10 protein-coding genes are annotated in these 16,172 nt (G+C 39.1%); 9 read left to right on the forward strand and 1 reads right to left on the reverse strand.

Translation table 11 applies throughout. From position 1 onward, the window contains the following. Positions 1-85: 85 nt before the first annotated feature. The gene (locus ABDW32_RS13350) at positions 86-637 is read right to left on the reverse strand and encodes a hypothetical protein (protein ID WP_343563165.1); all 552 of its coding nucleotides are present in this window, start codon (positions 635-637) and stop codon (positions 86-88) included. A gap of 710 nt (positions 638-1,347) precedes the next feature. Here ABDW32_RS13350 and ABDW32_RS13355 point away from each other — a divergent pair. The 9 genes from ABDW32_RS13355 to ABDW32_RS13395 all read left to right on the forward strand — a co-directional run bounded on the left by ABDW32_RS13355 (position 1,348) and on the right by ABDW32_RS13395 (position 16,170). Then, a complete protein-coding gene (locus tag ABDW32_RS13355) occupies positions 1,348-4,500 on the forward strand; it encodes a SusC/RagA family TonB-linked outer membrane protein (RefSeq protein WP_343563167.1) in 3,153 nt (1,050 codons plus the stop codon). Positions 4,501-4,511: 11 nt separating this feature from the next. Further along, positions 4,512-5,966, forward strand: coding sequence for a RagB/SusD family nutrient uptake outer membrane protein (locus ABDW32_RS13360; protein ID WP_343563169.1), 1,455 nt, complete (start codon positions 4,512-4,514; stop codon positions 5,964-5,966). A gap of 11 nt (positions 5,967-5,977) precedes the next feature. Next, positions 5,978-6,664, forward strand: coding sequence for a hypothetical protein (locus ABDW32_RS13365; protein WP_343563171.1), 687 nt, complete (start codon positions 5,978-5,980; stop codon positions 6,662-6,664). Between the two features lie 5 nt (positions 6,665-6,669). Further along, positions 6,670-7,659 (forward strand): hypothetical protein, encoded by a 990-nt coding sequence (locus tag ABDW32_RS13370; protein ID WP_343563173.1) that lies wholly within the window; start codon positions 6,670-6,672, stop codon positions 7,657-7,659. 186 nt (positions 7,660-7,845) lie between these two features. Beyond that, positions 7,846-9,441, forward strand: a complete 1,596-nt coding sequence (locus ABDW32_RS13375; protein WP_343563175.1) for a M60 family metallopeptidase — start codon at positions 7,846-7,848, stop codon at positions 9,439-9,441. Between the two features lie 527 nt (positions 9,442-9,968). Beyond that, positions 9,969-12,902, forward strand: coding sequence for a SusC/RagA family TonB-linked outer membrane protein (locus tag ABDW32_RS13380; protein ID WP_343563177.1), 2,934 nt, complete (start codon positions 9,969-9,971; stop codon positions 12,900-12,902). A gap of 22 nt (positions 12,903-12,924) precedes the next feature. Then, positions 12,925-14,442 carry a RagB/SusD family nutrient uptake outer membrane protein gene (locus ABDW32_RS13385; protein ID WP_343563179.1) on the forward strand — a complete coding sequence of 506 codons (1,518 nt, stop codon included), beginning with the start codon at positions 12,925-12,927 and terminating at the stop codon, positions 14,440-14,442. A gap of 14 nt (positions 14,443-14,456) precedes the next feature. Then, positions 14,457-15,128, forward strand: a complete 672-nt coding sequence (locus ABDW32_RS13390) for a hypothetical protein (RefSeq protein WP_343563181.1) — start codon at positions 14,457-14,459, stop codon at positions 15,126-15,128. A 1-nt stretch (position 15,129) separates the two neighbouring features. Continuing rightward, on the forward strand, positions 15,130-16,170 hold the full coding sequence (locus tag ABDW32_RS13395) for a DUF5007 domain-containing protein (protein ID WP_343563182.1): 1,041 nt from the start codon (positions 15,130-15,132) through the stop codon (positions 16,168-16,170). The last annotated feature ends 2 nt before the right edge of the window (positions 16,171-16,172 follow it).

Genomic DNA, 16,172 nt, shown 5'->3' on the forward strand with positions numbered 1-16,172 from the left:
CTTGGGAAGGTACAGGTAAAAGCGCATAAAAACGGGTGCTATCCAATCTTTTTGGATAGCACCCGTTTTATCTAAGAATGCCTGTTTAGAAATGCAGGGAAAATCCTACCCGGGCACTGAAAGTCTTTACACCGTCCGCATTGTCATTTAAACCACGGTCGTAACGAACAGCAGGTTCGATCGCGATATTATCCTTAACAAAGAATGCATAGCCTAATTGTCCGCCAAAGATAAAAGCATTTTTACTGCCGGAACTTTTAACGCCGCCGATATCGACCTGTATCGGTAGTGCACTAATGATGTAATATTTCATCCCTAGTTTGTATGTGAACGAAGTCTGCGATGCCAGTTCTATCTCCTGACCATCTATAGTTATTTTTGATTTATAAGATAGAAGTCCTAAGCCCGCTTTTACTGCCAGATTATTCTGGATAAAATAACCTGCTTCGCCGCCGGCAGAAAGAGATTTTGAACCATTATTGGACATAAAGCTAAACCCGGATGTCGAGACCCCGCCTATAGGGGAAAGATTTGTTTCAATCATCCATTTGCCTTTTGAAATCGCCGCCGGTGTTTCCTGTGCGTAAAGAGATTGCAGACCTAAACAGGTCAGCACTGTTAAAATTATTCTTTTCATTGGTTAATTATATATGGGAGCAAATATAGGATTTATGTTCAATATACAAAAGATGCTGCCAGAAGGGCCAGTTCCTCGCGAGTATCGTTTGTGCGTAACGAATTTTTTTGGACTGTATTCGTTTTTTTAAGCGAACCTGAACAGCGGCATTTGGGCTGATCGGAAATAGTTGGATGTACCCAACTATTTCCGGAACTTCCACTACTTCGGGCCTCGTATGCTCATCTTCTGTTGAGGTTGACTAAGAGATGTCCTTGCTGGTTGATTGGGATTGGTCGCGATATGTTATATTGGGATTTACCCATTATTAGCTCAGTTTCACTGTTCTGCGATATTTCCGTAATTGATTTATGTGAAATATGCTGTGTGCATGGCGGTGTTTTGTTTAATTACAACGTGATGAGTAAATTTTGAATATTGCAAATATCTTATTAATTAATTTTTACATAATATTTTTCATTGTTTTTTTCTCTTTTTATAGCCGTGCCTTCTATCTTAATTCTTTCTAATAAATTAGGCTATTCTTTATTTGTATTTCAGGATTAGGCATTTTTAATTGAATTTTTCCTCAATCGATTGCGTGAATATTACGCAATCGATTGAGAGGTGTTATTTGATAAAATATGTTTTAATAGTTATTTATGTATCATGTAATTTTTGTGTGACCTGTTTTTTTGCTGTACCTTGACCAGCACTAACACTAAATTAATATGAAGAGAATTCTACCTACCATTATCCTCGTGGTACTCTCTTATTTTCAGGTTTTCGGACAGACTATTCCTGTTGAAGGAACTGTTCGGGATGGAAAAGGAGTTCCGTTGGCGGGCATGACCGTCACCGAGCGAGGTACAACAAATCAAGTGTCGACCGATCAGCAAGGTTCGTTCAGCTTGTCAGTAAAAAGTCTCCCAGCTACATTGGTTTTTTCTGGTGTGGGCTTTAAAAAACAGGAAGTCCGAGTGACAACTAAACAGGCTCCCACGGTGATTCTTCAAAGTGATGCTTCGTCTTTGGATGAGGTTGTCGTTGTTGGATACCAAAAGCAATCTGTTCGGAAGACGACAAGTGCGGTTCAAGTGATTTCAGGAAAGACTATTGAAGATCTGCCTGCACCAAGTTTCGAGAGTCTGTTACAAGGTCGTGTAGCGGGGGTCAATATTCAAAACTTTACAGGTGAACCCGGCGCAAGGAACACGTTCACCGTTCGTGGAAATACGACGATATCGCCAGATCTTAATGCTGAAGTAGATTTAGCAAATACAATGAGTTCACCATTGTACATCATTGACGGTATGCCGCTTTCGGTCTCTGATTTAGGCGGTACTTCCGCGACGGGAACAAACTATATCGCTGGTATAAATATCAATGATATTGAAAGTATTGTTGTACAGAAAGATGCTGCGGCAACAGCGGTATGGGGTTCTCGTGGAGCGAATGGAGTAATCGTCATAAAGACAAAAACAGGACGATTAGGGAAACCAGCGATTAGAGCATCCTATTACAGGGGAATTACAGAGCGTCCTCAATTACAGAGAACGTTAGGGGGAGCAACCGAAAGAAGAACCAAAATAGATATTCTTAACCAGTATGCTTCATGGGTGCAAATGCGTGGGTATCCACAGGCATTGACCGATAGTTTGAATAGTAGCTATAACAATGCTACGGATTGGCAGGATCTATTTTATACCACGGGCAATATAGATAACGCTGACGCAAGTATCTCTGGCGGTAGTGAAGCAATAAATTACAGATTATCTACAGGTTATTACAATGAAGACGGTGTTGTTCGTAACACAGGTTTTAAACGCTATTCGATTCGCGGTAATTTTGGATTTACCCTTTCACCAATTATCAAATCGGATTTTATGGTTTCTGCCGCAAGGATTAATCGTAAACGTGGTTTGGGAAGAGGGATTGATGAGGTTGTACCCGTAAACCAAGGGGCTATGCCTTCATCATTTGTCGGTCTTGGAGTGGAAGATTATGAATTTTACTATGGTCAGTATGATAAATTGAAAGATGATAACCAGACGGATAATATCAATATATTCTCTAAAACTTACGTAGACATTATTAAGGGCTTGCAGTACTCATTGGAGGGATCTGTACAGGCGAATCTCGATAGCAGAAACCAGTTCCAGCCCAGGGAGCTTAATCAAGGAACTAACTATGCTGCATCAACAGGTCGAAATGCATACACCTATAATATCGCCAACGTTTTGAACTATATCAAGACATTCAATGATAAACATACTATCAATTTAACGGCACTCCAGTCCTTTCAGTATGATAAACAGCTGTCTCACAAAACAGAAGGGTTTAACTTGCCGACGGACGACATTCATGTTATCCAAGGTGTAGCGACTAAAGATCTTATAGCGAGTACAGATAAGGTTGAATCTGGCTTGCTGTCTTATATGGGGCAATTTTCTTACGATTATAAATCGCGTTATATTTTTAATGCTTCATGGCGAACGGATGCCTCCTCTCGTTTTGGTGTGGATACTAAATGGGGGGCGTTCCCCGCATTGTCTGCTGCATGGGTTATTTCCGACGAAAATTTTATGAAAAATATCGATTGGATTAATATGTTTAAAATCCGAGGAAGCTGGGGAAGATCTGGTGTATTACCAAATGATTTCTATGCACCATATAATGTTTGGTCATTGTCTTCAGATACGTACAATGGTACAACCTTTGCCGTCCCGTCGTTTAAAAAACCATTGACATTAAAAAATCTGACATGGAATAAATCAGAACAAACAAATATCGGTTTCGATCTAAATCTTTTCAATGACCGTTTAACACTCGTTTTTGATGCGTATAGAAAGGTACTAAGAGATCCTATTATGGCATTCGCATTTCCATATTATACGGGATATACGAAGTTATCATTCAACGTTCCAATGTCTGTGTATAATGAAGGTATTGACCTAACTATTGCGACAAGAAACCTTTCAAAGCAAAATCAGTTGCAGTGGAATACCAATTTAAACATGACATTTAATAAAAATAGAATCGGTTCATTGCCATTCGGCGACCGTAGTTTCTATGCCGATTCCAGAGGCTGGAATCAACAGTTGTTGTATACGGTGGGTAGCCCAATTTATCAATGGGCACAGATGTTGTATCAAGGCGTATATTCGCATCAAGATCAAATTCCGGTAAATCCTGTCACTGGAAAACCGCTTACAGTTTTTAAAGGGAATTATCCCGTTAAACCTGGATTCCCAATATGGTCAGATGTAAATCAAGATTGGGATACTTGGAGTGATGAAGATAAAGGTGCTGCCGATGGCGATTTAATGTTGACCGGTAATCCCAATCCACGGATTACGGGCGGTCTGTACAATGAATTAATATACAAAGGTTTTTCAATTAGTATGCTAAATACCTTTACGATTGGCCGGGATATTATTAATAATTTAAAGAGTAATCAGTTCAATACGATTGGAGGCAACCTAGTGAATTTTACTAATAATAGATTGCCCGATCTCGAAGGTTTGGACTATTGGACACCGGAGAAGGCCAAAGATCCCAATTATCAAGCGAACTTTCCGTCAATATCTCCTTTCGGTGCTTACTTCTACCAGTATTTGCCTTTCAGTACCATGTTTAATGAAAATGGGTCCTATTTCAAAATCAAAACAATATCAATAGGTTATATTCTACCAAAGCATATCGTTGAAAAATTAAAAATTGGGGCCAGAAATATAAGATTTTACGGGATGATGGATAATATTCATACTTTCCAAAAAGCCTCAGTTCCTGACGCAGAACTTGTGACACCTCAAGGTGAGTACAGCGGTGGCGCATATCCTTTGCCTAGAAAATATACAGTTGGTTTAGAAGTTAACTTTTAAGAACGATCGAAATGAAATTTAAATATATATTATCATTAATCGGGATATCGGGAATTATACTTTTTAATTCCTCTTGTTCGAAATATCTTGATTTGAAACCAGAAAATAGTACGTATGACGAGGTCTTTTGGAAAGACGGAGAAAATGTAAATAGAGCAACGCTTGGCGCATATGCTTTATTGCGTAGTTCTCTTAAATCAGATCGAAGTTATTTTCTATTTGGTGATATTGCTGCGGGAATAGTTAAACCAGCAGGTGATGACTGGAATATGACTTCTTTTGCCAGGGCAGGAGGTTATAAATTTAGCTATGCACCCTACCTGGAGGGTAGTTTATGGAACTGGACACGTTTTTACGGAATTATTAATCAGTGTAACCTCATTGTTGAACAAACAGATGCAATGGATATTAAAATGTTTGAAGGGGGTGATGCGGAAAAAAAACAGTATATCTCAAATGCAAAATTTTTGAGAGCTTATACTTATTTCTATATGCAGCGTGTTTGGGGAGATGTACTCCTGGTCAAAGAGACCTTTAAAGATCCGCAAAATATTGCCGACATGATGCGCAGTCCAGAAAAGGAGACGTTGGCTTTTTGTAAAGAAGACCTAGCATACGTGATATCAAACCTTGAGCAGGGTTCTTCAAAAAGTTTTGCTTCTAAAGGAGCGGCTAACGCCTTAATGGCACAAATTTATGCCTGGGAGCATGATTATGTCAATGCCGAAAAATACGCGAATGAAACATTGAAATTTGATTATGCGCTTGAGGACATAAAAGATTACCGCAAAATTTGGAAAGGTAATTCCAAGGAATCAATTTTTGAATTGAACATGCTTTACAGTGAGAGTGGCAATGAATTTAGTAAGGACTTCTTTAACCGCTTTTTGTCGAGTGTAAGCATACCAGGAAAAGGAAATGGCTCTGTATGGACTATTGAACCTGAATTTCTAGAATCTGAATTTAAGGAAGCAGAAGCAAGATTGGATTCAATATCACTACCAATGCCAAATGATGGCAAAATGAAATCTATCCGGAAATATGACGATGTAGTATTTTATAGAGATAATTTAACTGATTATGCCGTAAGTAATAATTTGGTTCTCATTAGATTGGCGGATATAATTTTATTAAGAGCTGAAGCCTATTATAAAAACGGAAAATCCGGTTTAGCTCTAAATGATTTAAATACAATAAGAAAAAGGGCTGGGCTTAAGGATATTAATGTTTCAGGTCAGCAATTGTTCAATGAAATATTTAGGGAGCGTAGGCGCGAATTAATAGGAGAGGGGATTATACAATTCGATCTGATAAGAATGGATATGTTTGAGCAATTTGATGAATATTCGGCATATTATTCGGCAGATAGAATTGCTAATAAAGGATATTTTTGGCCGTTGGATATGCGTAATCTATTGCCCCAAAATGAATTGCTGACACAGAACCCTTGGTGGAAAAATCATTAATCAAAAAAATTATGAAAAAGATTATTTTAAATATTGCGTGCTTGCTTGGTGTCATACTAGCTATTAGTTCATGCAAAAAGAACGATTATTTTGTTGGTGGCGATCTTCATAATCCAAAGATTAATATGACGACCTATGATTGGATGAAGAGCAATAAATATGGGGTTTTTGATACGGTATTGATGCTGATTGATAAGGCAGGTGTTAAGGATAAGATCAATGCGCAAGGAGTTACGTTTTTTGCACCGACAGATTACGATATTTATAACTATGTGCAGGCGCGGACGAATCAAGTTCAAAAAGTAGATCCTAAAAAAATGTGGACGGTAGACTCCATTTTGAAATATGAGCTGGGACGGTTTGCCGATTCAATTGATATCTATATAACGAAAGAACAATTAACAAATGATAGATTAACTGCTCAAGGGAAGAAGTACAAAAATAACAAAAATGGAAATTTTATACTATCCTACGAGGAGACGCGGGATCCAGCGTTGGGGTATAATCAGAATTCTACAGTTATTCCCAAAGTAGTGTTCTTTACTTATTTATACCAACAAATTGGAGATAATTTCGATGTGGGGTCTATTGTTCCGCCGGTTGGTAGTCGTACATTGATTCAGACCTCAAATGTACAAACAACTACAGGCGTGGTACATGTATTAAGTAATTCCCATGTTTTATTCTATTATCGTTAATGACTATGAAAAGTAAATTATTATATAGTATCGGATTGGCGGCACTTTCGTTAATCGGGTGTAAGAAAATTCCAGAAGGCAATTTAAGCGACATAATCCGTTATGAAACGCTTCCCATAGAAATTCAAATGGGAAGATCTACAGTTTCCACAGCAATAAATCCCGCTGGATCGAGTAAGCCTATTGAAATTAAGTTGTTGAAAGTGTACGAAAAGGAAACAGGAAAGGATGTAACAGATGTTTTCTTGCAAACTTTTCCTATCAAAATATGGAAAAAATTATATGATTCTAAGGTTGATACCACCTTGGCTTTAATTGCCGCAAAACAGAAAGATACGGTAATGACGGCGTTAAGTATCAATAAGTTTTCTGGAGCAATTGAGTCTACACCAAATACCTTGAAACTTCCTAAAGGTCATTATGTTTTTGACCTAGAAATAAAGAATGCCGTTGGTACGAGGGTTTACCCAGCTATTGGTGAGTTCAAATTGGTTGAAGCTCCATATTTTGATGTCCCTGCAGTGAGATCAACAGTCGCGATGAAAGTAGGTGCCGAAACGACCACAAAATCTATCCCAAGTAATGCTAGTCATATTAAAGTGACCTATTTGGGCTCCGGAGAAAATAAAGTTGTCGTGAAAATAGTAGATAAAAATGGTGTTCCGTTCAATCCTAAAAAAGGTGAAATCGCAAGACGCCCTAATTCGGGGACGGCAGGAGGATACTTGCAAACGATGCAGGATTATTCTATTTCAACGACTTTATTTGACGATCGGATGGAGTTTGTTTACGGTGTGCTACCTTTCCCATTGGTGTCATTAGGTAACGGCTTTAATTACTATTATCGAATTCCGGCCCCATATGTCAAGTTTGATGATAGCCTAGAACTCCCTTACAACACATACTCTTGTAATGCAAGATTTTCTTTTCAGGCATTTGTGCCAGGCACATATCAAGTAGAGGTTATTGTCCCTCAGGTAGTACGGGTAAACTAGTTATACCGTTGCTATTATATTAGAAAGGAAGTGTGTTTTAACACACTTCCTTTCTAATATAATAGCAAAACCTTTTTACAAGCTTAAAAAGACATCACTATCCCAAATGGCCCCACCCAAGTGGATAAGCAGGTAAGTTGTAAATAACTAAACTTTTAATTATACAACCAAATAGTAGCAATCGATATGATAAATAAATATATGGCTTTAGGGGTAGGCCTATTGATGAGTGCAAATCTAATGGCACAATCTGCCCAAGATGTTAAGCAGACCTATGCAGATCTTTCCGTGTTTGAAGATGCGCTCGCGTTAAAATTAAAAAAAGGTATTAAGAAAAAGCAGATCAATCAAATGGTGGATACCACATTGCGTAGAACAGCCTTAGCGATGCTAGCTGGCAATTACAGTAAAAACTATAGATTCGCGACTTATTCTGCCTTGCTTAACCCGTCGACCTTGGGGCATCAGTTGAGTATCGGGGATGGTTATAGCAAGTATGAGAATATGACTGGCGTCTACCTGCCAAAGGGACGGCATATTGTCATTGTAGATGGGATTGAAAATGGCAAAGAAGTCAGCCTAGTGGTACCAAATTGGTTGCGTAAGGCTCCAGATCCGGCCAAACCTACTGAAGATCCGAAAGGCTGGGGGCTAGAAAAGCAAGAATTTAGGCTGCATAATGGCGTGAACATTATTCAGCTCAACGATTTTGGAAGTTTAGCTTATATCGATTATTTCTCAGACGAACCTGAAAAAGAAAATCCGATTACGGTTCACTTTCCGACAGGACAGGTAAACGGTTACTTTGATCTTAAAACACAGGGGAATAAAGAATGGGATAGTTTGATTGATCATGCGGTATTCCCCATTATGGATGCCAAAGGTGAACATATACAAACAGCTTATCCCATCGAGGCAATGAAGAAATATGCTTATGGAAGAGGCGTTGAACTTATTCGCAATTATGATTCTCTGGTGTTCAGGCAGCATCGTTTGATGGGCTTGGAAAAATATAAGAAAGTTCCTAAGAATCGTATCCTTGCACGGGTCAACTATAATTATTATATGTTTCGTGATGGAGACGGTGTTGCCTACATGGGGGATAAAGTCGGTTATGCAATGCGTATGGTTGTTGATCCCGCGTCAGTAATCAAAGGAGATCCCTGCTGGGGCTTTAGTCATGAAGTCGGGCATGTGCATCAAACGCGACCAATGTTTAATTGGGGTGGACTGGGTGAAGTGAGCAACAATCTATTTTCCCTGTATGTAACACGATCATTTGGTAATAAAACACGGGTTTCCGAGCAGAATAACTTTGAAAAAGCCAAAGCCAGTATCATTGAGAAGAAAATCTCCTACTTATCCGATCCTGATGTATTTAACCGTTTGATTCCTTTCTGGCAATTACAGTTATATTTTGAGGGAATTGGAAAGCATCCAGATTTTTATGCCGATCTGTTTGAGGCTTTTCGTCAGCAGAATAAGAATAAACTGTCGCGAAGAGGGCGCTCGGATTGGAGTGCCGATCGGATGATGGGCGAGCGGAATCCAGCTGTTCATCAACTAAACTTTGTCAAAACAGCGTGTGAGATTGCCAAGGTAGATCTAACGGATTTCTTTGATAAGTATGGCTTCTTTTATGTCGGCACATTGGAGTATGATGATTACGGAAAGTATACGTATACGATGACACAGGAAATGGTTGATGAATGTAAGAAGGTTATTAAGAATATGAACCTGCCTCAACCCAAAGTAGATCTTACTGCGCTAAGAGATAATTAGTATTGACGACATATAATAAAACAAGAAACTCCAAATTGCTTTTCGCAATTCGGAGTTTCTTGTTTTAAGTCAATTCCTAAGGTAATCAGCAGGAGGCGCATGATCAGTTACTCACATTTTTTGCGATACAAATTCGGATCATCATGGGTTTAAATATTTTTGACTTTATCCCTTGTATCGCTTGGACCAACACACTCATCATCTCGTAAAAAATAATTTATAAAAGTATTAACTGAAAACGTTCAGATTTTTAATTAAATAGAATGACCACGAGAACTTTTTTTATAAAATTATAAAACCACTTTATTTATAGACAATGAGGAATAAATTGCGCAATCGTTTGCTTCAATTGCGCAATCGATTTCGTTATTGTTATTATGTATGACTTTAGAAATATTATTATATCATTGTTACATACTATCAATTATTTACAGGACACAAAGTCCAACCTAATTAATGCCGAAACTGAATTTATTTGTTAGCCGAATAATACCAATTTTTTTTAATGCCTAAAGACATAAAATCGAATGAAAAGACTATTTTGTTTTTTATTTCTTGTCCCTATCTTTCCAAATGTAAAGGCTAATCACCTTAACTTTTGGGCCTCAAAACAAGATACTTCTGAAATCAGTGAGGTAGACAAGCGATTACTTAAAGGCCGACTGGCCACCTTATTGCAAAAGCAGGGTGTCAAAGACAGTCTCAATTTAAGGAACGTTGAAACATTGCCAGTTGTCAGTATTCCAGAGGTTCTAAAAGGGCAAGTTGCCGGTCTCTACGTACAAGAAGCGACGGGCGAACCAGGAGCGCCAAAGAATATGGTACTTCGGGGATTGGGATCGCCATTATTCGAAATCAAAGATGCGATTAATGTGCAACCAGCAGTATTTGTCAATGGAATACCCATCGCAAGAGACAACAACTTTGCCTATTCAATTCAGCAGTATCAGTTTAATCGTATTGGACCTGGAACCGACAATTTCGCAGGTATTGACCTAGCAACTGTAGAGTCTATCGAAGTGATAAAAGATCCAGTTAAATTAGCAAGACTTGGGCCGCTAGCAGCTAATGGTGCAATCTGGATCCTGACAAAACCAGGTAGAGAGGGGGAACGTCAAATTTTCATTAATACATATGTGGGGCTGGCAACAAAACCCGTAGTAACCCCCGTAAATGCGCAATATGAGAATATGTTCCGATCGATATTCTATAACAAATATGGATCAGCTACTGACCGTCTGAATTACCCAGGATATCTGAGCGACTCGACTAATGTAAATTATTATGGGCCAGCGAATTGGACTGAAGAATATTATAAAACTACACCGATCTATGGTGGAAGTTTAGGTATACGTGGTGGTAATGATCGTGCGAACTTTTCGTTCGTAGGCGGGTATACCAAGAATGCAAGTTCGGCTGACAAAACTAATATTGAGCGATACAATGCCTTGTTTAACGTTAATATGGCTCCTTTTAAATGGTTGAATTTTGGTGCCACAATCAATGCAAGCCGTAGTTTGAGAGATCGTAATCGCAGTCTCAGAGACCGATTTGGCGAAGCTTCTTATGTACCTGATTTATCTGTGCCAATTTCGCCAGCTAAGGATATGTATGCACAGTATCTAGATATCTATAAAGCGGCCTTGGATAAGAATACGGTCAATTTCTTAAATTCGCTGGTAACATTAGATCTTTATTTTCTCAGGAACCTAAAATTTAATACTTCCTTAGGAATTGATTATTCTGAGGGTGCAAGACAAGCTTTTTTTCCAGGTTCATTGATGGAAACCAATAACTATATGTCAAGTTATTTTGGTTTTAACCAACGTTTGGTGTACAATAACCGCTTGGAATACAATCTCGAATTTCAAGAACAGCATAAATTGGATTTGACCTTAGGATCTTCTTATACACAAGACCTGTACCGTTACAATTATGCACGTGCCTACGATGGTCCAAACGATTTTATCAAGGTTAACGTTGTTGATGGCGATCCTCAAAAAGGAAGTTATTTAGTGCCAATTGGGGGACTATATGTCAATAGGTACAGTAATCGCGAAGATTTTAGACTGCACTCCCTGTATTTGGCCGCGGCTTATAAATATAAAAATCTACTGGACTTAAATGCAGTTTTACGTTATGATGGATCTTCAACAATGCAACCTGATTCACGTTGGTTGATGACACCTTCTTTCGCTGCGAAATATCATTTGATTCCCGAAAATGAGGACAATTTATTTAACCATTTAGGGGTAAAGGCCTCTTGGGCGCGAATTGGAAAACCAGTGTTTACAAGTAAATTTGCCATTGGCCCAAATTATACCGCTGATCTAAATTGGGGATCTGAAAAATCGTTAGTATCCTATAACGGTTTTGCTGTCGCATCCAGACCTTATTCTGAAGGTTGGGTTGGTTATGATATCAAATGGCCTTATACAGATCATGCCGAATTGACCGTTGATGGAACACTATTGGATAAGAAAATTGATTTTGAAGTTTCCTTATACCAAAAGAAAGATGTAAATCAATTGATTAATTCACCTATCCCTGCTGAATATGGTTATTCTGGGCAGATTGTCAATGGATTAAGTGTAAAAAATACGGGCGTGGATCTCAATCTGTCTGCGAAAGTGCTGTCTAATCCTAAGACATTGTTATGGAATACATCCCTCAATCTAAATTACAATCAAAATAAATTGACAGCTCTTCCAGAAGGACGCAAGCAACTGAAAGTGGGTAATCGCTTATTAAAAGTAGGCGAGGCCATTGATCAGTTTTGGTTGTACGAAAATCGAGGATCTTATGATACCGAGGCGAGTATCCCAGTTCAAAACGGACAGAAAATACAGTTTGACGGTGTGGATTTTGCAGCAGGGGATCCCATCTGGAAAGATCAGAACGGAGATTTTAAAATCAATGACGAAGATCGTGTCCTGAAAGGAAATGCCATGCCTAAACTGACAGGCTCATTTCAAAACTATTTCAAATTCAAAGGCTTTGACCTGAATATGCAATGGTATTTTGCCCTTGGACATAAGGCCCTGAATCAACGTGCTTCCAATAAATATAACTTCATCAATACCGAAAATACCAATTCATTGGATGGGATTCGCGAAGTATTTCATTGGCAGCAAGATGTTGATTTGAATAAATACCCGATTTACAATCCTTGGAGCCCGATTGTTGCCTACCGCGTGGATCAAGATCTGTTTCTGGAAAATGCTTCTTTCTTGAAGTTGAGATCCTTGACTTTAGGCTACGATCTTGCTCAATTGAACAATGTAAAAGACAAGATGAAGACTATTCGTAGAGCTTATGTTTACGTTTCAGGTACCAATTTATTGACGGTCTCTAAGTTCTCAGGAGCGGATCCCGAACTGATAGATTTTAATGGATATTATACAGGTTATGGACTCCCATTGTCCCCAGTGGTTTCCTTAGGTGTTAAGTTAGAGCTGTAATAATTTAATAGTAGAAAAGAGTATGAAAAGATATAATCGATGGGCGGTAATATTCGTGATGGCGCTGGGTATCACTGCTTTTACGAGCTCATGTAATAAAAAATTGGATATTGTCGCTTCCAATCTCGGATCCGAGAAACTGGAATGGCAATCCATATCTGATACGCGCGCGCACTTAATGGGCATTTATGGCCTGATGCGGGCCGCATTGGTTGATAACTACGGGCATTGGGTGTATGGAGAGATGCGCTACGGTGACTTTACACCTTATTCAAGGGCCGATCTTCGTGTCGTCCAAGAAAATAAACTGAGATCAGCCTATCCTTTGCTAAAGGACCTTACAGACTGGCGCAGATTTTATGCAGTCATCAATGCAGCGTCACTTTTTATCGAACGCGCACCCGAGGTGATGGCGAAAGATAAGCGATACACAGAACGGGATATGAAATACGACGTTGCACAAGCACGTACTATCCGTGCCCTGATGTATTTCTATATGGTCCGTATCTGGGGCGATGTTCCGTTACTAAAAGATTCTTACGATAATGGTTCCTTTGTAGAACTTGCACGATCGACCGAAGCAACAGTTTTAGCTTTCGCGGAAACCGAACTATTAGCCGCTGCACAGGATTTACCTTACCGTTATGCTGTAGGGACACAGAGCTATTATGGCGAGATTTATAGTACATGGGTTGGTGTTTTGGTCAACAAAATAACAGCCTATTCCCTATTGGCACACGTAGCGGCTTGGCAAGGAAAATACATCAATGCGGAGGTATATTCGCGATTTGTTATCGACAACTATTCACAAGCGAATCTTGAACTATTGACCACATCAGCATTGGTGAATCCGACCGATGGTCTATTTGGGCCTAGCACGCGCGCACAGATCTTAGCGATTCGCTCTTCCTACGAATTGGGCGAAGCGACGAACACAGGTCATATCGAATCATTGACTTTAGGTTATCCGATTGTCACCAAAGCTAAACCGGATATCTATGTGAGCCGAGACACGATTAATAAATTGTTTGATGACGTCAACGACACCCGTTTTGGTATTGACTCCGTATCAGGATTAGTGCGGACCAACTACTTTACTAATTACAACGGCGATATTCCAATTTTTAGTAAGATCAAGGTTATTCGTAATGGCAGTGGCGATTCTGATTTTTCCATTTTTGGATCGAACTTGGTTTTTACGCGCCTTGAAGAAATCTACTTGCTGCAAGCAGAAGCCAAAGCGGTTCTCAATCAGCGTGATGATGCCATTAAGTACCTCAATGTGATTAAAGAGCGACGCGGTCTAAAGCCTTATATCAGCAACTCGCCAAAAGACTTGTTGGAAGAGATCTTTTTGGAAAGAAGACGGGAATTGATGGGAGAAGGCTGGAGATGGTACGATCAAATACGTCTGGCAAAAATTAAGAAAAATAATCCTGTCATGAACGATTTGATCCAGAAAGGTGGAATCTATTGGCCGATCTCCTCGGATGTACTGGAAAGAAACTCCAAACTGGTGCAAAACTCATATTGGAAATAATAGAATAGATAATCATGAAAAACAAACATATTTTTTTAGGCTTATCGCTAATCGTATTGCTACTGAGCATTGCTAGTTGTAAAAAAGGGAATACCTATTACGAAGATTTTCAAGTTAAGTATACGGAATTTGATGGAACCTCATTGGAATTTTTGGAATCACAGGGTAATACCTATGACTCCTTGTTGTTAGTCTTGGATCGTGTTCCTTCGGTACGTGCTAAGTTGAAAGATGCTAATGCAAAAACGACCTTTTTCGCAATGACGAACAGCAGTTTTACGAATGCCTTGGATGCCATGAACGGTGTACGAAAAGCGGGAAATAGATCCCCGCTTTATCTCGAAGACATTCCACAATTGATCCTTGATTCCTTGACTTATCATTATGCCTTTGATGGTGAATACGATACACCTTACCTGCGGGATTTTGTTGAAGGGAAAGTGATTAAAGCCATCGACGATTATAATATGACCTTAAAATATAAGGTGACATCAGCTTCGGGGATTATAGGTGGTGGTCAGCAACAAATCATATTGAGTGACATGAATAGATCTATTTTTCAACGCTACTGGCAGGAAAGCGCAACATCTGTGGTGAATATCCGTACCCAAAATGGAATGTTACATGTCCTAGCTCCAAGCCATAATTTCGGATTTAGTAAACTCGCTAAATTATTAAACAAATAGCATGGAAAAGAAAATATTAAAATCGGCAAAACAGTTATTGGTGCTCGGGATGGGACTTTTCATGCTAGCCTCATGTAATAAGTATATTCCGGATGACCAAGACTCACTGGGTACTGACGTGGTGTATAGCACCAACGAATTTATGCCATTGTTAGGAAGAAATACCTTCTATAATAATATTGTCAATATAGGGCAGAATACCTCTCAGCCGCTCAACTTTAAAATTGTGAACGTGCGTGATATTGATGGGCAGCTTTCAACACTTTTTGAAGATAAATTTCCGGTAAAAATCTGGACAAAATCATATAGTGGTGAAGAGAAATCCATCGCAGAAATTGAAAGTAAACGGAAAGTGGAATACCGTCCTATTCTCGAGATTCTTGAGAAATCAGGCAATATAAACTTTTGGGGACAGGCCGTAAATTCAAATTTCGTCAAAGCACAACCAGATTCAGGTTATGTGTTTGATATTGAAGTTAGTAACACAGGGGGACGAAGATATTTGCGGAATTTCAAATTAAAACCTTATCGTGAACGTGCTTTTGAGCCGAGTATCATGGATCCGGTGACAGGCTTATCGCCCCTGCCCTATACGCACCCCAGCAGGACAACCAATTTGTATGGTGAAAGAACAAATCAATTTGTTTATCCAGGACTAATTAATGTGTATTTCAATAAGTTGGAAAGTAAGGGGACGGGGAGTAGAACCTTGACCATAAGCTTCTTAGACTCTTTAAACCGTCCAATTGATGTGAAGAAATTTGCAGCAACAGAATGGGGTAAATTAGTGCATGGTTTCAACCATAGATTTGAGAATGGTAAAGTGATTTATGACGTTGCTTATCCTATTCCATTGGCACCGATCAAAACCGACTATACTTCAAGCGATGGTACTTATGCCGTGATGAATTTCAAATTCCGCAGGAGAGGGCAGTTTGGTTTTCTTGAAGATTGTGGGATCGAGATGCCATTTGCGATCTACGAAGAAGGAGATTGGGAGATACAGTTTCGCTTCACCAATGAAACGCCAAAATTTGACTGATG

It is taken from the genome of Sphingobacterium sp. (assembly GCF_039596235.1).
GTDB lineage: Bacteria > Bacteroidota > Bacteroidia > Sphingobacteriales > Sphingobacteriaceae > Sphingobacterium.

Coding starts and splice junctions, on each gene's coding strand:
- ABDW32_RS13365 (WP_343563171.1), top strand. CDS start 5,978: ATGAAAAAGATTATTTTAAATATTGCGTGCTTGCTTGGTGTCATACTA.
- ABDW32_RS13360 (WP_343563169.1), top strand. CDS start 4,512: ATGAAATTTAAATATATATTATCATTAATCGGGATATCGGGAATTATA.
- ABDW32_RS13355 (WP_343563167.1), top strand. CDS start 1,348: ATGAAGAGAATTCTACCTACCATTATCCTCGTGGTACTCTCTTATTTT.
- ABDW32_RS13395 (WP_343563182.1), top strand. CDS start 15,130: ATGGAAAAGAAAATATTAAAATCGGCAAAACAGTTATTGGTGCTCGGG.
- ABDW32_RS13380 (WP_343563177.1), top strand. CDS start 9,969: ATGAAAAGACTATTTTGTTTTTTATTTCTTGTCCCTATCTTTCCAAAT.
- ABDW32_RS13350 (WP_343563165.1), bottom strand. CDS start 637: ATGAAAAGAATAATTTTAACAGTGCTGACCTGTTTAGGTCTGCAATCT.
- ABDW32_RS13390 (WP_343563181.1), top strand. CDS start 14,457: ATGAAAAACAAACATATTTTTTTAGGCTTATCGCTAATCGTATTGCTA.
- ABDW32_RS13385 (WP_343563179.1), top strand. CDS start 12,925: ATGAAAAGATATAATCGATGGGCGGTAATATTCGTGATGGCGCTGGGT.
- ABDW32_RS13370 (WP_343563173.1), top strand. CDS start 6,670: ATGAAAAGTAAATTATTATATAGTATCGGATTGGCGGCACTTTCGTTA.
- ABDW32_RS13375 (WP_343563175.1), top strand. CDS start 7,846: ATGATAAATAAATATATGGCTTTAGGGGTAGGCCTATTGATGAGTGCA.